Genomic DNA, 21,459 nt, shown 5'->3' on the forward strand with positions numbered 1-21,459 from the left:
AGCGGACGATCCATGGTTCAAGCAACAATCAATACATTGATGGCCACTCTAGCCTCCTTTCCGATATTCCATCAGCGCATCCCTGCCCCTTGCTGATACTCCCGTGGCGTACAGCCAAACTCCCGCCGAAACACCGTGTGTAAATACTGCGCAGATTTAAAGCCACAATCACGCGCGACATCGGCAATGACCGAACCGTTATTTTTCAGCCCATTCGTAGCCGCTGCGAGTTTGAAACGCAGGATCTCGTCGTGCACGCTGCAGCTTCGTTCAGCACGGAAATGCGCCTCAAGTGATGAACGCGATACGCCGACATAAGCCGCCACCTGCGCCGTTTTGATCCCTTGGCAGGCATATTGGCGGATGAACAGCAAAGCTTGCATGACGTAGGGGTTACCCAATGGTTGGTGCAAGCTCGATACCTGCACGTTGACCGCATCGGGAGGAATCAGAATCTGCGTGCCTGTGGATGGCATGCCGTGCAGCATTTGGTGAAGTAACTGCGCGGCGGTACGGCCCATGGTTTCGGTGCCCTGAATCACCGAACTCAGCGGAACCCGCGTCAGGCTGCGGGTCAGCGGGTCATTGTCGATGCCGATCAGCGCGACCTGCTCCGGCACGGCAATGCCGGCAGTCAGGCAGGCTTGCAGTAATTGACGGGCGCGGGCGTCACTAACGGCAATGATGCCGATGGGTTTGGGCAAGCTGTGCAGCCAGGCGATCAGTTGCTCGACGGCGCTATCCCACAGCGGCGCACTCGTGCCCATGCCGCGATAGATTTCGCCGTGCAAGCCGTCGCGCTGCATCAGTTGACGAAAGGCTTTTTCCCGCTCCTGAGCCCAACGATTGGCCTGCGCTTCAGGCAGGCTGAAGCAGGCAAAACGCTGCAGTCCGGCCTCAATCAAATGTGTGTAGGCCAGCGTGATCAGTGCGTTGTTATCGGTGGCGACATACGGAATCGCTTTCGGATAGGCGCGTTTATCCGCATATGACCCCCCTACCGCCACCACAGGCAACCGGATATCGGCCAGCGCCTCGCCAATCAGCGGATCGTCGAAGTCGGCAATGATCCCGTCACCCTGCCAGCGCTCGATCCCTTTCAAACGACAGAGAAAATCCTCTTCCAGAAACAGATCCCAGGACGCCCGGGTGCTGCTCAGGTAGTTGCCGATGCCGCTGATGATGCCACGGTCGTAGATCTTGCTGCCGTTGAACAACAGCGCGATACGGTGAACAGGCGGTACTGTTTTCATTGTTCTTGTGCTTGTTCTGGGCCCCCTTCTCTCGGAGACGGTTTGCACAGACTAGGCGCGTCGGCGACGAAGCTCAATACGCAAAATCGCACTCGGTGTTGGTGCTTTTCATAATCAGCAGGCACGGGGCCGTTGCTAGTATCGAGACACCGCCAAGAACAACAAGGACAAGGTCCATGCAGTATTTCCCTGATGTCGAGCCGATTCGCTACGAAGGTCCGAACAGCGATTCTCCCCTCTCCTTTCGTCACTACGACGCCGACAAGATCATCCTCGGCAAACCCATGCGCGAACACCTGCGCATGGCCGCGTGTTACTGGCACACGTTCGTCTGGCCCGGTTCCGATGTGTTCGGCGCGGGAACGTTCAAGCGCCCATGGCAACACGCCGGCGACCCGATGGAACTCGCCATGGGCAAAGCAGCCGCGGCCTTCGAATTCTTCTCCAAACTGGGTATCGACTATTACTGCTTCCATGACACGGATGTCGCCCCGGAAGGCCAGTCACTGAGGGAGTACCGCAACCACTTCGCGCAAATGGTGGATCACCTCGAGCGACATCAGCAAGAAAGCGGAATCAAGCTGCTGTGGGGCACCGCCAATTGCTTCAGCAACCCGCGTTTCGCTGCCGGCGCCGCAAGCAGCCCTGACCCCGAAGTCTTTGCCTGCGCCGCCGCCCAGGTGTTCAGCGCCATGAACGCGACCCATCGCCTGAAAGGCGCCAACTACGTGTTGTGGGGCGGCCGCGAAGGCTATGAAACCCTGCTCAACACGGACTTGAAGCGTGAACGCGAACAACTGGGGCGCTTCATGCGCATGGTGGTCGAGCACAAACACAAAATCGGTTTCACCGGCGACCTGCTGATCGAACCCAAGCCGCAGGAGCCGACCAAGCACCAATACGATTACGACAGCGCCACCGTGTTCGGCTTTCTCCAGCAGTTCGGGCTGGAGCACGAAATCAAGGTCAACATCGAGGCCAACCACGCTACGCTGGCCGGGCATAGTTTCCATCACGAGATTGCCACTGCCGTCTCGCTGGGGATCTTCGGCAGCATCGACGCCAACCGGGGTGATCCGCAAAACGGCTGGGACACCGACCAATTCCCCAATAGCGTCGAAGAAATGACCCTGGTCACCTACGAAATCCTAAAGGCCGGCGGGTTCAAGAATGGCGGATTCAACTTCGACTCCAAGGTGCGCCGCCAGAGCCTCGATCAGATCGATCTGTTCCATGGTCATGTCGGCGCCATGGACGTTCTCGCCCTGTCTCTGGAACGCGCAGCGGCCATGGTGCAGAACGACGAATTGCAACGGCTCAAGGATCAACGCTATGCCGGTTGGCACAAGCCGTTCGGGCAGGCGGTTATCGCGGGTGATTTCAACCTTGAGTCGTTGGCCGAGCACGCGTTCACCAACGAGTTGAACCCGCAAGCCGTCAGTGGCCGCCAGGAAATGCTCGAGAACATCGTCAACCGCTACCTCTATCGCTGATCGCCAAGAGAATCTGCCGGCGCTTCGAGGCTGTGACAATTGCGCGACAATTCTGTGCCTGCGGCGTCTGCGGATTCTCTACAGTTTTACCAGCCCGATACTCATCGTCAGGCCGTGTCTTTCCAACAAAAATAAAAGGACGCCCCACCATGAAGAACGTAAAACGCACGCTATTGGCCACTGCTCTGGCCTTGCTGTCCCTGCCGGTGATGGCGGACGCAGCCCATCCGAAAATCGGTTTCTCCATTGATGATTTGCGCCTGGAACGCTGGTCGCGTGACCGTGATTATTTTGTGGCGGCAGCGGAAAAAATGGACGCCAAAGTGTTTGTGCAATCAGCGGATGCCAACGAGCAGAAGCAGATTTCCCAGATTGAAAACCTGATTTCCCGGGGCGTCGACGTCATCGTCATCGTGCCGTTCAATGCCACGGTGCTGACCAACGCGGTGGCTGAAGCGAAGAAGGCCGGGATCAAGGTCGTGTCCTATGATCGCCTGATCCTCAACGCCGATGTCGACGCCTATATTTCCTTCGATAACGCAAAAGTCGGCGAGATGCAGGCCAGCGGCGTGCTGAAAGCGGCGCCCAAGGGCAATTACTTCCTGCTCGGTGGTGCACCCACCGACAACAACGCAAAAATCCTCCGCGAGGGCCAGATGAAAGTGCTGCAGCCGGCCATCGACAAGGGCGATATCAAGATCGTTGGTCAGCAATGGGTGAAGGAATGGAACCCGACCGAGGCGCTGAGCATTGTTGAAAACGCCCTGACCCGCAACGACAACAAAATCGACGGCATCGTCGCCTCGAACGACGCCACGGCAGGCGGCGCCATCCAGGCACTGGCGGCGCAGCAATTGGCCGGCAAGGTGCCGATTTCCGGGCAGGACGCCGACCTTGCGGCGGTCAAGCGCGTAATCGCCGGCACGCAAACCATGACTGTTTACAAGCCGCTCAAACTGATTGCCTCAGAAGCGGCCAAGCTCTCGGTGCAACTGGCGCGCAACGAAAAACCCGCCTTCAGCTCGCAGTACGACAATGGCAGCAAAAAAGTCGACACCATCCTGCTCACGCCAACCCCGTTGACCAAGGACAACATCGACCTGCTCGAACAGGACGGCTTCTACACCAAGGCGCAGATTGCCGGGAAGTGACCGGATCGTCCCTGTGGGAGCGAGCCTGCTCGCGAATGCAGTGTGTCAGTCAACGAAGCATTGTCTGAACTGACGCTTTTGCGAGCAGGCTCGCTCCCCCAGAGGTTCAGTGGTGCGTGAGTCTTTGATATACGAGCCCTCTCCATGTCCGACTATCTGCTGCAAATGAACGGCATCGTCAAAACCTTCGGCGGTGTCAAAGCACTCAACGGCATCGACATCAAGGTCAAACCGGGGGAATGCCTCGGGCTGTGCGGCGAGAATGGCGCCGGCAAATCCACGTTGATGAAGATCCTTTCCGCGGTATACCCCCATGGCTCCTGGGACGGTGAAATTTTCTGGGACGGGCAACCGCTCAGGGCGCAATCGATCAGCGAAACGGAATCCGCCGGCATTGTCATCATTCATCAGGAACTGACGCTGGTACCCGACCTGTCGGTGGCTGAAAACATCTTCATGGGCCACGAACTGACCCTGCCCGGCGGGCGCATGAATTACCCGGCGATGATCCACCGCGCCGAAGCGCTGATGCGCGAGTTGAAAGTCCCCGACATGAACGTATCGCTGCCCGTTTCGCAATACGGTGGCGGTTATCAGCAATTGGTGGAAATCGCCAAAGCCCTGAACAAAAACGCGCGCCTGCTGATCCTCGACGAGCCGTCATCGGCGTTGAGCCGCACAGAAATCGAGGTGCTGCTGGACATCATCCGTGACCTCAAGGCCAAAGGTGTTGCCTGCGTCTACATCTCGCACAAACTCGATGAAGTGGCCGCCGTGTGCGACACCATTTCGGTGATCCGCGACGGCAAACACATCGCCACCACTGCCATGGCCGACATGGACATTCCACAGATCATCACCCAGATGGTCGGGCGGGAAATGAGTAACCTCTACCCCAGCGAGCCACACGACATAGGCGAAGTGATTTTCGAGGCCCGGCACATCACCTGCTACGACGTCGACAACCCCAGGCGCAAACGGGTCGACGATATTTCGTTCGTGCTCAAACGTGGCGAGATCCTCGGCATCGCCGGGCTGGTCGGCGCCGGTCGTACCGAACTGGTGACCGCGCTGTTCGGCGCCTACCCCGGCCGCCATGAGGGTGAAGTCTGGCTGGACGGGCAACCCATCGACACTTGCACACCGCTCAAGTCTATTCGTGCCGGCCTGTGCCTGGTGCCGGAAGACCGCAAGCGCCAAGGCATCATTCCTGACCTGGGTGTCGGCCAGAACATCACCCTCGCCGTGCTGGACAACTATTCGAAACTGACCCGCATTGATGCCGAGGCAGAACTGGGCAGCATCGATCAGGAAATTTCCCGCCTGCATCTGAAGACCGCGAGCCCTTTCCTGCCCATCACCAGCCTGTCGGGCGGCAATCAACAAAAAGCTGTTTTGGCGAAGATGCTGCTGGCCCGTCCCCGTGTGTTGATTCTCGATGAGCCGACCCGAGGCGTGGACGTCGGTGCCAAATACGAAATCTACAAATTGATGGGTGCGCTGGCCGCCGCCGGCGTGTCGATCATCATGGTGTCGTCGGAGCTGGCCGAAGTGCTCGGCGTTTCCGACCGCGTGCTGGTGATTGGCGAAGGCCAGTTGCGCGGCGATTTCATCAACCATGAACTGACGCAGGAACAGGTACTCGCCGCCGCCCTCAGCCAGCCTGGCAGCCATAACAATAATGATCGGAAATCCGCGTAAATGAATCAGGTCAAACAACTGTTCACCCGCTACAAAATGCTCGCGCTGGTGTTTGCCGTCGTACTGATCTGGCTGTTTTTCAGCTGGCAGACCGAAGGTGGATTCCTGACCCCGCGCAACCTTTCCAATCTACTGCGGCAGATGTCGATTACCGGCATTCTCGCCTGCGGCATGGTGCTGGTCATCATCAGCGGCGAGATTGATTTGTCGGTCGGCTCATTGCTGGGCTTGCTCGGTGGCCTCGCAGCCATTCTCGATGTGATCTACCACATTCCGCTGTTGGCGAACTTGAGTCTGGTCGCCCTGTGCGGGCTGCTGATCGGCCTCGCCAACGGCTACATGGCGGCTTATCTGCGGATACCCTCCTTCATCGTCGGCCTCGGCGGCATGCTGGCTTTTCGCGGGATTTTGCTGGGGATTACCGGCGGCACGACCATCGCCCCGGTGTCACCGGAGCTGGTCTACATTGGCCAGGGTTATCTGCCCCACGGGATCGGCACCGGCCTGGGGATTGTGCTGTTCGCGCTGACGGTGTTCCTGACCTGGAAACAACGGCGCAATCGCGCGCTTCACGGCTTGGCAGCGCACTCACTGGTGCGTGACGTCATCCGCGTGTTGGTGATCGGCGTCGTGCTCGCGGGCTTCGTCCTGACCCTCAACAGCTATGACGGCATTCCCGTACCGGTCTTGCTGCTGCTGATTCTGCTGGGCGTGTTCAGCTACGTGAGCAGCCAGACCGTGTTCGGGCGACGCGTTTATGCCGTGGGCAGCAATATGGAAGCCACACGCCTGTCCGGTATCAATGTGCAGGCGATCAAGCTGTGGATTTTCGGGATCATGGGCGTGATGTGCGCCCTCGCCGGCATGGTCAACACTGCGCGCCTGGCGGCCGGTTCGCCCTCGGCCGGCAGCATGGGCGAACTCGACGCCATTGCCGCCTGCTTCATCGGCGGCACCTCCATGCGCGGTGGTTCCGGTACGGTGTACGGTGCCCTCCTCGGCGCACTGGTGATTACCAGCCTGGACAATGGCATGTCCATGCTCGACGTCGACAGCTACTGGCAGATGATCGTCAAGGGCAGCATTCTGGTTCTGGCGGTGTGGGTGGATGTGAGTACGCGAACCGGACGTCGTTGAACGGTGGATCTGCGCCCTGCTGAACAACCTCAATGATCTTTCTCTCCGGCGACCGCACGCAGACAGGCAACGACCGCTTCTCTGCGTAGGGCGCGCCAGTATCCGGTTTTTGCCTGCGTCCTAACGCCGCAGCAAACAGCGCTTGGCAAATCCCGCACAAGCCGTAGAATCCCGCGCGCTCTTGCAGTCGCCGGATCTGGCGACCAACGTGTACCTGCATGGCCGGTCATCAGTGCTGATGTGTGTCCGACGCCATCGTCCTGACCGTTCGGCGAGCATTTGCAGACCACCACCCTTCGGCTTGGCAATCGCTTGCGCAGAGGCGCACGTTCCGCTGTTCGATCTCTAGAGGTTTTTATGTCTCCGCGTTTGCTGGGCATGGCGCTGGCGCCCTTGCTCGGGCTGTTCATTGTTGCGCTGGGCAACGGTTTTCTGTCATCTCTGACCACCCTTCGACTCGACGCCGCCGGTGCGTCGACCACGATGATCGGTATCGTCTCATCGGCCTACTTCATCGGTCTGACGCTGGGTGCGGTGTTCAATGACCGCCTGATTCTGCGCATCGGTCATATCCGCGCCTACGGCAGCTTTGCCTCGCTGATCGCCGTGACCATTCTGCTGCAGGGCTTGTTCTATGAAGCCTGGGGCTGGTTCGCCCTGCGCCTGATCAACGGCTGGGCCACGGTCGGCGTATTTCTGGTGATCGAAAGCTGGCTGCTGCTGGCGGGCGACGCGAAGATTCGCGGGCGCTTGCTCGCGCTGTACATGATCGTCCTGTACGGCGCCGGCGTGCTGGGCCAAGCCACGCTGGGGAAAATTACCGGGTTGAGCGACAGCGCACCGTTCATGGTCGCCGGCATGCTCGCGTCGCTGTCGGTGCTGCCGATTGTCATTTTGCCGCGAGTGTCGCCACTGCTTGATCAGGTTGAACCACTCAAGCCACGGCAACTGCTGGGCGTGACGCCGACCGGGCTGGTCGGCTGTTTCGGTTCGGGCGTGACCATTGCGGCGATTTACACCTTGCTGCCGTTGTACCTGCAACGTACCGGACTGAATGTCGGTGAAGTCGGCAGCATGATGGCCTGGACGATCCTCGGCGCCATGCTCCTGCAATATCCGGTCGGACGCTGGTCGGACCGCAAGGATCGTTTGCAGGTTCTCACCCTTCTGACGGTGGCGTGCACGGTATTGTCGGTGGTGATTGTCCTGCTGCCGTTGTCCTCGACAATGCTCGCGGCGATGTTGTTTCTGCTGGGTGGTGGCGTGTTTGCGCTGTATCCGGTTGCCGTCAGCCACGCCGCCGACCGCGCCCCGGCCGAAGCCTTGGTGCCGATGATTCAGGGCTTGCTGCTGATCAACTCGCTGGGCTCGGCGATCAGCCCGATGATGATCTCGCCGGTCATGAATTCGTTCGGTGCCAATGGCCTGTTCTGGGTGTTTGCCCTGGTTAACCTGTGCATGGTCACCTTTTTCCTCTGGCGCCGAGGCAAGCGCCCGGTGCCGGCAAACCCCGCGCCGTTTGCCGCTGCAGCCACCTTCTCGCCGACTGGCGCGGAGCTGCGGGTGACCGAAGACCTGCGTCAGGCGGCGCAGGATCACCCGCCTATGGTGGATGCGTTGAGCGGTGAGGCGGCGCCGACGGCCTGAAATGCGCTTAAGCGTTGAAGTTATAAGCTTCAACGCTTGACTGCAGTGGTCCCCTTGCCTGATCAGCCCGAAGATCTAATTAAGATCTAGCCAATTCGCGTGTTCGAGCAAATCGGAAAACGTTGGGTCTTTTACTGTCTTTTCATACCCTAAAGAAGTGACAAGTTTGCCGGCACCCAACGACCTTAGCAGCAGGCTGCTGTTGCTGAGCTCCACAGGCAGCGCGAAAAAACCTGTCAGCTTCATCTCCTTGATCAGGAATTTCATCCCTGCATTAGTCAAAGGTGAAAGCACAGAACCAGACAAGTTTGGATTCCAGTTCTTGTGGAGCAAATCAGGAACTTTGCGCGAACCCCGCGCATTTTTTCTGCGGAGGTGAAGCAGCAGTTCAGGCGGATTATCCAGGTTGACGCTGGATGTTGGGCCATTGATATTGCAGACGCGGAAGGTAAAGTTTGCTGCCAATTCAGCCAGTGCATGCGGCAGTACTTCTTCCCTGAAGACTTGAACGGGCAAGCCGACCTGGCTGGCAAGCAGATAGCAAAGTAAATCGGTATTCGCGCCAGTCATGATGGCGAGCAAATCCCTTCCTACGAGTGAAGCCCTGTTGGGCTGCACTTTAAATATAAGGTTGGGTGTTTTGGAAATAATGTTTTTAACCTTGTCCAGATCTTTATCTGATGGCTGAGCAAAAAACAACGCTCCGTCGGTTAAATAATTGAATGAGCGTTCGGGGCTCCAGATCATTCCGCGCGAACGTGCAAACTGCAGCACTTGCTGGGGGGCTTCGATGAAGTGGAATCTACCTTCGATTTTTGCTTGCGCTTTCACTTGAGCCCAAGTCAGTGGCTCCAAGGCCAGGGCCTCCAAAGTGCCTGCCCCCCCTATTGCTTTCAGAAAGTCCGACCTGGAGTTATTCAGAAAATCCTTAAGCCAATCGGCATGCTTCTGAAGTTCACCATTCGTCCAGCGTAGAAACGTTTCATCAGGCTCGACCAGGCGCTGAGTCATGACGACGATGGGCGTGGCGCCCCTTGCTCCGACGTCGGAAACGCAGCCTGGGCGATCCATCAGCTCCTCATTCCAGGTCAAGGAAAGTTCGGACTTGATCGGCTGCGAGGCTTTGCCACATGAGTAGGAACTGAAGCAACTGCGGTCCGTGTCACACGACTCAGACGGAGGCGAAATACGCTCCACGCCGCGAACATTGGTGCACATGACGGCTGCGCCAACTGCCCGCAGCGCATCTCGCATTCGATTGTGCGGCAAGCCATACGTACCGCTTGCGCTGACGATGGCGATGCGCGGTCTGAGCCACAGATAAGTCTGCTCGACGGCCGATTCATTGAAATTATTCCCGTCTTTTTTCCTGTCCGTCAGGTAGACCATTCCGCCATGGTGAGGGACCTTGAGCACATCCAGGCCCAGCCCGGCCGGATGGCGAGACGCGATATATGCCCAATTCTCCTGATCGCCAGTCAGCAGGATTCGGCGCCGATGCTTACCGTCCAGCCACACATCCAGCGCGAGAACCAGTGAGGTGTCGTTAAGGACTTTATTGCCGAAGAAGTTGGGTTCATTTGATTCATCGGAAAAGAATTCGGGGCTCTTGGGTTGTGTCGAAACCAAAGGAGAGGCATTTGCGGGAAAATCTTCGGGCACGCAGAACGAGCGCTGATCAAAGCTGTTCAGGATGGAATCTTCACCTTCATCGTTCATTGATGGGCTGAGAAGCCATTCCAGCGGCAAGCTGTCAGTGTCCCCCAACATGCTTTTGAGATCTGCATCGGAGGATGCGTACAAGCGGCGAATTAATCGCGCCGGCGGGGAAATCACACTCAATGTAACTTTTGCGCCAACCCATCTATCCGAGTGCCCCTCCATTGGGTAAATGGTTTTTATGCCACGCTCACCGAGTGTAAATTCCAGGAAAGCTGCGGTCTCGACCGCACGCTGAATCCGTGGGGAAAATAACCAGCGTAAACGTCTGAAGGCTGGCAGGCATGGAGCCCAATAGGATTCGATGCTGATTGACGTATTGGAGAAAAGCTCCAGCAAACCGCCTTGGTGATCGTTGTCGACATGTGACAAGACCACTAGATCCAGATCAACCAGATCGGGTCTTCTGTTGGCTTGCAGATAGGAAACCAGTTCTTTTACATGAGGGCCTGCCTTACCGCCGTCGCTAAGCATGCGAAAAACAGCTTTGCCAGCACAAAACAGCTCGATTAACAGACAGTCACCATGACCAACACCAAACGTATGTATTTTAAGCTCGTCTGCTGATTGACCATTGGCAACGCTTGGGGGGCTTGATTTGATTGGCACTCACATCATCCTTGTCTGAATTGCCTTGAAGGCAAAATCGGGAAATTCCCTTTACCAGGCGATAGTAGTGGAAGGCATGTGCAAAGTGCCATCATCTTGTCCGGGCTCAGGCTGCGCAACATCCCCCGCCCTTTACCTACACTGCTTGCCAATAATGTTCATGTCTCTGCCAAAGGAGTTACGTCATGTCAAAGCTCTATCCCGGTATCGATCCTGAGGGGCTGGTCGAATATTCCGTGGTCTACACCGACCGTTCGCTCAACCACATGTCGCAGTCCTTTCAAGCGGTGATGAAGAATATTTCCAGGACATTGAAACAGGTCTACAACGCTGAAGCGGTCGCGGTGGTTCCGGGCAGCGGCACCTTTGGCATGGAAGCGGTTGCACGCCAGTTTGCGACCGGCCAGCAATGCCTGGTGATCCGCAACGGCTGGTTCAGCTATCGCTGGAGCCAGATCCTCGATATGGGCAACATCCCGGCGGCCACCACGGTGCTGAAGGCCAGGCCGGTCGAGACGGGGCGCCAGGCCGCCTACGCCCCGCCACCGCTGGACGAAGTACTGGCCGCCATTGCGGCGCACAAGCCGCAGGTCGTCTTCGCCCCTCACGTTGAAACCTCATCAGGGATCATCCTGCCCGACGACTACCTGCGAGCAGTGGGCGACGCCGTGCATGCGGTGGGTGGTCTGTTCGTGCTGGACTGCATCGCCTCCGGCACGATCTGGGTGGACATGCACAAATGCGCCGTCGATCTGCTGATCAGCGCGCCGCAAAAGGGCTGGAGCGCCTCCCCTTGCTGCGCTCTGGTGATGTTCAGTTCTGCGGCGCTTGAGCGCATCGAACAGACACAAAGCAGCAGTTTCGCCTGCGACCTGAAAAAGTGGCTGCAGATCATGCAGGCTTACGAACAGGGCGGACATGCCTACCATGCGACCATGCCCAGCGATTCCCTCGCGCGGTTCAACGATGTGATGCAAGAGACGCAAGCCTACGGTTTCGACAAGATCCGCGACGATCAACAGGCTTTGGGCGATCAGGTGCGCACGATGTTGACCGGCAAAGGCATCAAAAGCGTCGCGGCAAGCGGTTTTCAGGCCCCCGGCGTGGTGGTGAGTTACACCGACGATGCGGACATCAAAAGCGGCAAGAAATTTGCCCGCCACGGCCTGCAGATCGCCGCCGGCGTGCCGTTGCAGTGCGACGAGCCGGCCGACTTCCAGACCTTCCGCATCGGTCTGTTCGGATTGGAAAAACTGCAGAATATCCAGCGCACGGTCCGCACGCTGGAGCAGGCACTGGATGAGATTATTTAGCTAACCGGCAGTCGGGCACAGGCTTCATGACAACAGCGTCAGTCGTTGAAGTCGTGCCCCAACTCATTTTGCATCCGCTTCAGAAATCTCCTGACTCAAGGACAGCCGCCAGACGCTCCCGGAAACACCAGGTGCTGTGGTGATCGCCGCGCCAAGCCTTTTTGCGACATTTGCTGAGCCACTCGTTCGCTCTGCTCTTTCGATATATGGTCAGTCCGGGCACAATGCGCATCCTTTTTTGGCTGGCCTTGCCGGAGGCCTCGAAATGATCAAGACACCGTACTACCTCATCGACAAACAGAAACTGCTGACCAACATGCAGAAGATCGCCTATGTGCGCGAACAGTCCGGGGCCAAGGCCCTGCTGGCGCTCAAGTGCTTCGCCACCTGGTCGGTGTTCGATTTGATGCAGCAATACATGGACGGCACCACGTCGTCGTCGCTGTACGAACTCAAGCTCGGTCGCCAGAAGTTTGAAGGCGAAACCCATGCCTACAGCGTGGCTTGGGCCGATGATGAGATCGAGGAGATGCTCGCCAATTGCGACAAGATCATCTTCAACTCCATCAGCCAGTTGCAGCGCTTTGCCGAGCGCTCCGAGGGCAAAGTCCGCGGTCTGCGGGTCAATCCGCAAGTCAGCAGCTCCGATTATCTGCTGGCCGACCCTGCGCGTCCGTTCAGCCGTCTTGGCGAATGGGACCCGGTAAAGATCGAAGGCGTTATCAGCCAGATCTCCGGCTTCATGTTCCACAACAACTGCGAGAACGGTGATTTCGGCCTGTTCGACCAAATGCTCTGCACCATTGAAGAACGCTTCGGTGAGCTGCTGCACAAGGTCAGCTGGGTCAGCCTGGGCGGCGGCATTCACTTCACCGGTGAAGGCTATGCGCTGGACGCGTTCTGCGCTCGTCTCAAGGCGTTCTCGCAAAAGTACGGCGTGCAGGTCTATCTGGAGCCTGGCGAAGCAGCGATCACAAACAGTGCCTCGCTGGAAGTTACCGTGCTCGACACCCTCTACAACGGCAAGCACCTGGCGGTGGTGGACAGCTCCATCGAAGCCCACTTGCTTGACCTGTTGATCTATCGCCTGAACGCCAAGCTGGCGCCAAGCGAGGGTGAGCATACCTACATGGTGTGCGGCAAATCGTGTCTGGCCGGAGACATCTTCGGCGAGTACCAGTTTGACCGTCCGCTGGCCATCGGTGATCGACTGTCCTTCATCGATACCGCCGGCTACACCATGGTCAAGAAGAACTGGTTCAACGGCCTGAAAATGCCATCCATCGTAGTGAAACAACTCGATGGTACCGTCGAAGTGGTTCGCCAGTTCGGTTACGAAGACTACCTGTCCAGCCTTTCTTGAAACGGACAGATAAAGGAGAGAAAAAGCAATTGAAAAAGAACGTTCTTATCATTGGTGCAGGAGGTGTCGCTAAGGTGGTGGCCCACAAGTGCGCGCAGCATAACGATGAACTCGGTCGTATCGCTATCGCGTCGCGCAACATCTCCAAATGCCAGGCCATCATCGACAGCGTCAAGGCCAAGGGTAGCCTGAAACAACCCGCCGATATCAAAGCCTTCTCGCTTAATGCGCTGGATGTCGAGGCGACCAAAGCGCTGATTCGTGAAACCGGATCGCAGATCGTCATCAACGTCGGCTCCGCGTTCCTCAATATGTCGGTGTTGCGTGCCTGTATCGATACCGGCGTCGCTTATCTCGACACCGCCATTCACGAAGAACCGGGCAAAATCTGCGAAACCCCGCCGTGGTATGGCAACTATGAATGGAAACACCTCGCAGAGTGCCAAGAGAAGAACATCACCGCCATTCTCGGCGTGGGCTTCGACCCGGGTGTGGTCAACGCCTATGCAGCGCTGGCACAGCAACAGTATTTCGACCAGATTGATTCGATCGACATTCTCGACGTCAATGCCGGTTCCCACGGCAAATATTTCGCCACCAATTTCGACCCGGAAATCAATTTCCGCGAATTCACCGGGCAGGTGTGGAGCTGGCAGAACAGCCAGTGGACCAGCAACACCATGTTCGAAGTCAAACGCACCGACGACCTGCCGGTCGTAGGCTCGCAGAACCTGTACCTGACCGGTCACGATGAAGTGCACTCGCTGTCGAAGAATCTGGACGTGCCCAATGTGCGTTTCTGGATGAGTTTCGGCGAGCACTACATCAACGTGTTCACGGTCCTCAGAAACCTCGGCCTGCTGTCCGAACAACCGGTCAAGACCGCTGAAGGCCTGGAAGTCGTGCCGCTGAAAGTGGTCAAGGCCGTGCTGCCTGATCCAAGCTCGCTGGCGCCCGGCTACACCGGCAAGACCTGCATCGGTGATCTGGTCAAGGGCACCAAGGATGGCCAGGCGCGCGAAGTGTTCATCTACAACGTGGCCGACCACGAGGAAGCCTTTGCCGAAACCGACAGCCAGGGCATTTCCTACACCGCCGGCGTACCGCCTGTTGCCGCTGCCCTGCTGGTCGCCCGCGGCGAGTGGGATGTGCAGCGCATGGCCAACGTCGAGGAACTGCCGGCTGAGCCGTTCCTCAAGGCGCTGGACGTCATGGGCCTGCCGACCCGCATCAAGGATGAAAACGGAGATCGTCCCTGGGACGGCGTAGCCTGAGGCTCGCAATAACCCGCGATGCGTCAATGCACGCTACAAAAAACGCCGCTCATTGAGCGGCGTTTTTGTAGGCACTGAAATTCAGGACGCGACTCGCTTGGTCAATATCTCCAGAAAACCGGGGTTATGAGCACCAACACAGTCAGGATTTCCAGCCTTCCTAGAAGCATGCCAACGGTGAGTAGCCATTTGGCCGCATCCGGCAGTGATGAGAAATTACCTGCCGGGCCAATGATTGTGCCCAGGCCGGGCCCGACGTTACACACCGCCGTAGCGGCACCGCTTAATGCGGTTATCCAGTCAAGCCCGATTAAAGCCAGGCCCAAAGCGATGGCGGCAATCGTGATGGTGAAAAAAAACGAGAAGGTCAACAGCGAGCGCACGATCTCCTCGTCAATGGGATGGCTGTTGTATTTTTTCTGAATCACGGCTCGAGGATGGATCAACTGCTTCAAACTGCTGACCAGAAGAGCTGCAGCCACCTGAAAACGGAAGATTTTGAGTCCGCCTGCCGTTGATCCGGAACAGCCACCGACGAAGGTCAAATAGAAAAAAAGCAAAACGGCGAAGCTGCCCCACAAGGTGTAGTCGCCGACCGCAATACCCGTGGTCGTGACGATCGAGGTCACATTAACCGCCACGATACGAAACGCATCCCACCATTCGTAGTCGCTGTGAAAATACAGCCAGGTACCTACAGCCAACGATGTGACGAGCAAGAATCCAATAAACCCGCGGACCTGGTGATCGTTGATCAGCGCACGCCGATGACCCCGACATGTTGCAACGTACAAGGTGAATGGCAGGCTGCCCAGAATCATGATGACCACCGCCACCCAGTGAATGGCGGGTTGCTTCCAATGCCCAAGAGAGGAGTCCGAAGTTGAGAACCCGCCGGTAGAGATCAACGACATAGCGTGGTTGACTGCTTCAAATGGCGTCATTCCTGCGACCCAGAGCAACAAAGTGCCGATACCCGTCAGGCCCAGATAGAGCAAAAGAATGTACTTGGCTGCCATATGAGAACGCGGTGTCACTTTCTCCGACCAGTCCGAGGACTCTGTCTGGAAAAGACGCATGCCCCCGACGCGCAAGAGTGGAAGAATTGCCACAGCCATGCCGATAAAACCGATGCCGCCCAACCAATGGAGCATGGAGCGCCATATCAGCAAGCCGGGCGATGCGCTATCCAGACCGGTGAGTACAGTCGAACCCGTGGTTGTGATGCCCGACATCGTTTCAAAGAATGCATCGGTGTAGCTGATATCGCTGATGAAAACCATGGGTAAAGCTGCGAAGGTACACACAACGACCCAGCTCGCGGTCGTCAGCAAGTACATGTCCCTCGGTCGAAGATGGCCGGTATCCGGACGCCCTCGCACGATCAACAGCAGACCACAGATGAAGGTAATCAGACTCGACCCGAGGAAGGCGGGCAGATCGTCGCTACGCTCATAAATCACCAGTGTGATCATGGGGATTGCCATGCTCACCGCCAGGGTGATCAAAAATATACCTAGGATGAAGCCTATAAGCCGAATTGCTGCGTGTGACATCACAATAGCGTTCCAAATTAGCACCGCGCAGTATCGGATGCCCCTCCTGAAGACTCCGTAAATTCTCCGTAAAATTTATACCTTTGTCGTTTGCGGAATCTGGCAATCGAATCTTCCTGCGCGCCGGCTGTCCTTATTCCCGGGTCGCGTGCCTTCGCTCGGCCAAGCGTCACTTTACAACGCTACTTTGCCTCCGCCGCCATGGCCCAAAGATGGAAATGGCGTTAGCATTTCATCCATCCGGCTTAACAAGCCTGTTTTTTCAGATCAGGGTCGCATAGTGGAAAAGCTAAAACGCCTTCAAAGCGGAATCGAAGGGCTCGACGCGCTGCTGCAGGGAGGCCTGGTCGCGGGTGCTTCGTACATCATTCAGGGCCGCCCCGGCTCCGGCAAAACCATCCTCGCCAATCAGCTCGGCTTCCATCATGCTTGCAATGGCGGTCGCGTTCTGGTCGCCACGTTGCTGGCCGAGTCCCACGACCGGCTGTTCCAGTTTCTGTCGACCATGAGTTTTTTCGACGCCTCGCGAGTGGGCGCCGAAATACAGTTTGTCAGCGCTTTCGATACGCTGGAAAACGAAGGCCTCGATGAAGTAGTGAAACTGCTGCGGCGCGAAATCAGCCGGCAGAAAGCGACGGTGATGGTCGTCGACGGTTTGCTCAACGCGCGCTCCAAGGCCGACTCACCGATCGACACGAAAAAATTCATCTCCGAACTGCAAGGCCATGCGGCATTCGCCGGTTGCACCGTGCTGTTTCTCACCAGCTCGCGCCTGGACGACGGCAGCCCGGAACACACGATGGTCGACGGCGTCATCGAAATGGGCGAAGAGCTGTTCGGCACTCGATCGGTGCGACGCATTCACCTGCGCAAGACCCGCGGCAGCGGCGCGTTGACCGGTGTTCACGAATGCGAGATCACCGATCACGGCCTGGTGGTCTATCCGCGCCTGGAAAGTCTGTACAAACGCCCTTCCGCCCCCGACAGCGCAGACATGACACGGATTCCCAGCGGCATCGTTTCGCTGGATGACATCCTCGGTGGCGGCTTGCACAGCTCCAGCGTCACTCTCGTCATGGGGCCTTCCGGGATCGGCAAAACCACGCTGGGTCTGAAGTTTCTCGCGCAGTCGACGGCCGAAGCGCCGGGCCTGCATTTCGGCTTCTATGAGAGCCCGCAACGGCTGCGACTCAAGGGCCATTCGCTGGGCATCAACATTGAACAAATGGAAAACAGCGGTGCGCTGAGCATTGCCTGGCAGCCCACTACCGAAGGATTGCTGGACGGCCTCGGCGCCCGCGTGCTGAGCCTGGTCGATGAAAAAGGTATCAAGCGCCTGTTCATCGACAGCCTCAGCGGCATGACTCGGGTTTCAACCACACCGGGACGCATCACCGACTTTTTAAGTGCGCTGATGAACGAGCTGCGATCCCGAGGCGTTACGGTCTTTGCCTCCTGGGAAATGCGCGATCTGTTCGGCTCCGAGGTCAGCGCACCGAACTCCGACCTGTCCAGTATTGTCGACAACCTGATTCTCATGCGTTTCTTCGAAAATCACGCTGAACTTCGCAGGACGCTTTCCATTCTCAAGATACGTGACAGCTCCTATAACCCTTCGCGGTTCGAGGTAGTCATCCGTAATCAAGATGTGTTCCTGGAAAAGGCTTTGAGAAATGAACCTTCCGTCTCATCTGAGTCATTGCCTGGTTCAGTATCGTAAGTCTTCGAGCGGGTTGAAATAACATGACCACCATCCTGGTAGTCGACGACGAGTATCTGATTGCTGACATTCTTGGCTTTGCGCTGGAGGATGAGGGTTTCATGACGGTGACGGCCAGCAATGGCAAGAAGGCGCTCGAAGTGCTGGAGAGAGAACGGCCAGCACTGATCATCACTGATTTCATGATGCCGGTCATGGACGGCCTCGAATTTGCCGAAGCCGTGCGTGCTCAGCCTTCCGTCGAACACCTGCCGATCATTCTCATGAGTGGAGCGCAGGCGCACATCGGCATGCAGCGTTCGGATCTGTTTGACGTGGTGCTGCCCAAGCCGTTCGACATTGCGGTGATTGTGGCTGAGGTAAAGAAGCTGTTGGCCTCATAGATACTCAACGACAAAGGCAATTTCGGCATTGGCATTGCCCGCTCTCATTTGCGAGTTCGCGGGTTCAATGCATCCTCTTGTGAATCAGGAGGGGGCAGCACCACGCCAGTCGAGCGTGGTTTCCAGCCTGTTACGACCAAAAGCCCTTGTGCGGTTCAGCCGCCTCCCCTTCCAGCATCGGCCCCAACACACTGACCTTGCGCTGCCCCTTGGCGAACACCTCGCGGCACGGCAGCGAGAACGTCGGGTTCTCCGGATGGTCACCCGTCAAACCCAGCAAGGCACGCTCCGACAAGGCATAAACCACCCGCCCGATCCCTGTCCAATACACCGCGCCGGCGCACATGCAGCAAGGTTCGGCGCTGGTGTACAGCGTGCACAGTTCCAGCTCTTGCGGCGACAGCAGTTTTGCCGCCGCTGCGGCCGCCACCAGTTCGGCGTGCTGTGTCGGGTCACCTTCCGGCGGCATCGAGTTATTCCCCGCTTCGACAATTACCTTGCCGTTGCGGTCGGCCACCAATGCCGCGAACGGATGACGACCGCGTTGCTTCGATGCCTCGGACAAGGCGATGGTCTGGCGCAGCAACGTCAGATCAAGCTCGCTGACGCCGGCCGGGATGAGCTGAGTGAATTGATTCATGGGTAACTCCTGGGCAGTGGAAACAAACAGTCAGTCGGCCAGTTCTGCCGACGTGGCGCCGATGGTTTCGGTCGATTTTTTGTCGTTGTTGAGCAGTACGTTGAGGACGATGGCGGTGATCGCTCCGAGGAAAATCGCGCTGTCGAGCACCAGTTTCAGGGTCGGAGCGACGTGTTCGAACAGTGCCGGAAAGGACATCGGCAACACCCCGACACTCACCGACACGGCGACGATGATGCCGTTGCGCGTGCCTTCGAACTGCACCCGCGACAGTTCTTGAATCCCCGCCACCGTGGTCATGCCGAACATCACAATCGCGCAGCCACCGAGTACCGGCGTTGGCACTGCGGCGATCAACGCGCCGAGTTTCGGGAACAGGCCCATCAGCACCATGATTGCCCCGGCAGCGGCCACGACGAAGCGGCTTTTCACGTTCGAAAGCGCAATCAAACCGGTGTTCTGGGTGAAGGCATTGTAAGGAAAGCTGTTGAACAAACCGCCGAGCATGGTTGACAAGCCGTCGGCGCGAAACGCGTTGCCGAGGGTTTGTTGCGTGGTCGGTTTGCCAGCCAATTTGCCGATCGCCAGGCAGTTGCCGGTGGTCTCGGCCATGATTACCAGCATCGCCAGAGTCATGATCAGAATTGGCACCGGTGCGAATTCCGGCGCGCCGAAGGCCATCGGCGCACTCAGCTCAAACCACGCCGCTTCGCCGACCCGATTGAAGTGAGTCATGCCGCAAGCTGCTGCGATCAGGCTGCCGACAAACAGGCCAATCAGCACGCTGAGGTTGCCGATGAAGCCCTTGCATTTGGCGTAGATCACCAGTGTCACGCTGACCGTGGCCAAACCGAGTAACAGGTTCGCGGGATTGCCAAAATCCGCCGAGTCGGGATTGCCACCGCCCAGCCAGATTGCGGCTGCCGGCATCAGCGAGATGCCGATAATGGTGATCAGGCTGCCAATCACCACCGGTGGAAAAAAACGCAGCAAGCGGCTGAATACCGGCGCCAGTGCAATGGTGATCAAACCTGCCGCGATCACCGCACCGAAAATCTGACCGAGACCGAATTCCTTGCCGATCATGATCATCGGCGCCAGGGCAATGAATGAGCAGCCTTGAATCAGTGGCAGCCGCGCGCCGAATTTCCAGAAACCGAGGGTTTGAATCAACGTTGCCACACCCGAGGTCAACAGGTTGGCGTTGATCAGCAACACCACTTGCGCCGAGGTCAGCCCCATCGCACTGCCGAGAATCAGTGGTACCGCCACCGCTCCCGCGTACATCACCAGAACATGCTGCAAGCCAAACGTGAACAACTGTCGCAGTGGCAAAACCTCGTCCACCGGATGAATGCGTTGTAGGGTCATTTCACACGCTCCTGAAGGTGCGGCATCTGTTGAGATCGCGGGCAGGCTCAGGGGCGCTGGAAAGTCAGATCCGCCCCGGAGATCGCTTGACGCAGGGCCATATTTGAACGTTTATTGCGATGAAACAAATTAGCAACCATCGTTTTTTTCGATGGCACAATCAGGCATTCGTGATCTGCTTCCAACCCTTATTCTCGACCCGGGAGTCCACCGCTTGCGCTTCTCACTCGATCAACTGTTGATGTTCGTCCAAGTGGTCAAAAGCGGATCGTTTTCTGCCGCGGGGCGCAAACTGGGCAAGACTCAATCGACCATCAGCGCGGCGATTGCCAACCTCGAAACCGACCTGGGCGTTGACCTGTTCGACCGCAGCAACCGCAGCCCTGCCCTCACCGCCGGCGGCCAAAAATTGCTGGTACAGGCCGAAGCCGTGCTCGAACGCTGCATGACCTTCGAAGCCCACGCCGACAGCCTGTCGGAACAGGTCGAACCCAGCCTGACACTGGCGATTGAAACGCCATATGGCCCGATCATGCCGGTGCTCAAAGCCTTCGAAACCGCGTTCCCCTTTGTCGACCTGATCATCCGTCATCCGGTGTACGGCGACGTCAGCGAACTGGTCAGCAGCGGCGAAGCCGTACTCGGTGTGGCGTTCTCGCAGCCCGGTTACCCCAAGGAACTGGCGTTCCAGCAGCTGGGCAAGCTGATCATGCTGCACGTCTGCCATCCCGACCATCCATTGGCGCAACTCGACAACGTCACGTTCGACGACCTGCACGTCCATCGGCGGCTGGCCTTCAGTGCCCATGCGAGCAAACTGCCGAGCAGCGAATACTTGCGCTCGACCCAGTTGTGGCAAGCGGAAAGTTATCTGGCGTTATTGGAAATGGTCCGCGCCGGGCTTGGCTGGGCCACCCTGCCCCGGCAACTTGTTCAGCGAGAACTGGCCAAGGGTGAGCTGGTGGAACTGCAGCTCTCGGCGTATCCGCATACCGACTGGCAGATTGGTGTCGATTTGCTCTGGGCGCGGCAGCGGCCGTTGGGCAAGGCAGAACGGTGGCTGAAGGAGAAGTTGCAGGGGAACAAGGTGTATGAGCTGGACCGCAACGGCCAGATCACCACGCTTTGA

Annotated in this window: 16 protein-coding genes; 11 read left to right on the plus strand and 5 right to left on the minus strand. The window is 57.7% G+C overall.

Annotated elements, in window-relative coordinates; translation table 11 throughout:
• Nucleotides 1–71 precede the first annotated feature (71 nt).
• Complete coding sequence (locus AACY19_RS22290; RefSeq protein ID WP_339453768.1) at nucleotides 72–1,253, minus strand: XylR family transcriptional regulator; 1,182 nt, start codon at nucleotides 1,251–1,253, stop codon at nucleotides 72–74.
• Nucleotides 1,254–1,429: 176 nt separating this feature from the next.
• Between AACY19_RS22290 and xylA the strand changes: the two genes are divergently transcribed.
• From xylA to AACY19_RS22315, 5 genes are all read left to right on the plus strand, one after another.
• On the plus strand, nucleotides 1,430–2,746 hold the full coding sequence (xylA, locus tag AACY19_RS22295; protein WP_339453769.1) for a xylose isomerase: 1,317 nt from the start codon (nucleotides 1,430–1,432) through the stop codon (nucleotides 2,744–2,746).
• 149 nt (nucleotides 2,747–2,895) lie between these two features.
• Entirely contained in the window at nucleotides 2,896–3,897 is a 1,002-nt protein-coding gene (gene xylF, locus AACY19_RS22300; protein ID WP_339453770.1) for a D-xylose ABC transporter substrate-binding protein, read from the plus strand.
• A 144-nt stretch (nucleotides 3,898–4,041) separates the two neighbouring features.
• Nucleotides 4,042–5,598, plus strand: a complete 1,557-nt coding sequence (gene xylG, locus AACY19_RS22305; protein ID WP_339453771.1) for a D-xylose ABC transporter ATP-binding protein — start codon at nucleotides 4,042–4,044, stop codon at nucleotides 5,596–5,598.
• Nucleotides 5,599–6,735 (plus strand): sugar ABC transporter permease, encoded by a 1,137-nt coding sequence (locus tag AACY19_RS22310; protein ID WP_339453772.1) that lies wholly within the window; start codon nucleotides 5,599–5,601, stop codon nucleotides 6,733–6,735.
• Between the two features lie 357 nt (nucleotides 6,736–7,092).
• Nucleotides 7,093–8,382 (plus strand): MFS transporter, encoded by a 1,290-nt coding sequence (locus AACY19_RS22315; RefSeq protein ID WP_339453773.1) that lies wholly within the window; start codon nucleotides 7,093–7,095, stop codon nucleotides 8,380–8,382.
• A 75-nt stretch (nucleotides 8,383–8,457) separates the two neighbouring features.
• Here the strand turns inward: AACY19_RS22315 and AACY19_RS22320 are convergent, their stop codons facing one another.
• Nucleotides 8,458–10,710: a hypothetical protein gene (locus AACY19_RS22320; protein WP_339453774.1), complete on the minus strand. Its 2,253-nt coding sequence runs from the start codon at nucleotides 10,708–10,710 to the stop codon at nucleotides 8,458–8,460.
• 185 nt (nucleotides 10,711–10,895) lie between these two features.
• Here AACY19_RS22320 and AACY19_RS22325 point away from each other — a divergent pair, with 185 nt between their 5' ends.
• The 3 genes from AACY19_RS22325 (at nucleotide 10,896) to AACY19_RS22335 (ending at nucleotide 14,660) form a co-directional block, all read left to right on the plus strand.
• A complete protein-coding gene (locus AACY19_RS22325) occupies nucleotides 10,896–12,023 on the plus strand; it encodes an aminotransferase class V-fold PLP-dependent enzyme (protein ID WP_339453775.1) in 1,128 nt (375 codons plus the stop codon).
• Nucleotides 12,024–12,288: 265 nt separating this feature from the next.
• The gene (locus AACY19_RS22330) at nucleotides 12,289–13,386 is read left to right on the plus strand and encodes a carboxynorspermidine decarboxylase (RefSeq protein ID WP_095125981.1); all 1,098 of its coding nucleotides are present in this window, start codon (nucleotides 12,289–12,291) and stop codon (nucleotides 13,384–13,386) included.
• 29 nt (nucleotides 13,387–13,415) lie between these two features.
• Nucleotides 13,416–14,660: a saccharopine dehydrogenase family protein gene (locus AACY19_RS22335; protein WP_339453776.1), complete on the plus strand. Its 1,245-nt coding sequence runs from the start codon at nucleotides 13,416–13,418 to the stop codon at nucleotides 14,658–14,660.
• A gap of 101 nt (nucleotides 14,661–14,761) precedes the next feature.
• Here the strand turns inward: AACY19_RS22335 and AACY19_RS22340 are convergent, their stop codons facing one another.
• A complete protein-coding gene (locus AACY19_RS22340) occupies nucleotides 14,762–16,216 on the minus strand; it encodes a TrkH family potassium uptake protein (RefSeq protein ID WP_339453777.1) in 1,455 nt (484 codons plus the stop codon).
• A 280-nt stretch (nucleotides 16,217–16,496) separates the two neighbouring features.
• Here AACY19_RS22340 and AACY19_RS22345 point away from each other — a divergent pair, with 280 nt between their 5' ends.
• Together AACY19_RS22345 and AACY19_RS22350 are read left to right on the plus strand one after the other, a co-directional pair.
• Entirely contained in the window at nucleotides 16,497–17,936 is a 1,440-nt protein-coding gene (locus AACY19_RS22345; protein ID WP_339453778.1) for an ATPase domain-containing protein, read from the plus strand.
• Nucleotides 17,937–17,959: 23 nt separating this feature from the next.
• Nucleotides 17,960–18,319 (plus strand): response regulator, encoded by a 360-nt coding sequence (locus AACY19_RS22350; protein WP_339453779.1) that lies wholly within the window; start codon nucleotides 17,960–17,962, stop codon nucleotides 18,317–18,319.
• Between the two features lie 130 nt (nucleotides 18,320–18,449).
• Here the strand turns inward: AACY19_RS22350 and AACY19_RS22355 are convergent, their stop codons facing one another.
• A complete protein-coding gene (locus tag AACY19_RS22355; protein ID WP_339453780.1) occupies nucleotides 18,450–18,959 on the minus strand; it encodes a nucleoside deaminase in 510 nt (169 codons plus the stop codon).
• A 30-nt stretch (nucleotides 18,960–18,989) separates the two neighbouring features.
• Complete coding sequence (locus AACY19_RS22360; RefSeq protein ID WP_339453781.1) at nucleotides 18,990–20,330, minus strand: nucleobase:cation symporter-2 family protein; 1,341 nt, start codon at nucleotides 20,328–20,330, stop codon at nucleotides 18,990–18,992.
• 214 nt (nucleotides 20,331–20,544) lie between these two features.
• Between AACY19_RS22360 and AACY19_RS22365 the strand changes: the two genes are divergently transcribed.
• Nucleotides 20,545–21,459, plus strand: coding sequence for a LysR family transcriptional regulator (locus AACY19_RS22365; RefSeq protein ID WP_339453782.1), 915 nt, complete (start codon nucleotides 20,545–20,547; stop codon nucleotides 21,457–21,459).

Source organism: Pseudomonas sp. EA_5y_Pfl2_R50, assembly GCF_963970475.1.
Classification (GTDB): Bacteria; Pseudomonadota; Gammaproteobacteria; order Pseudomonadales; family Pseudomonadaceae; genus Aquipseudomonas.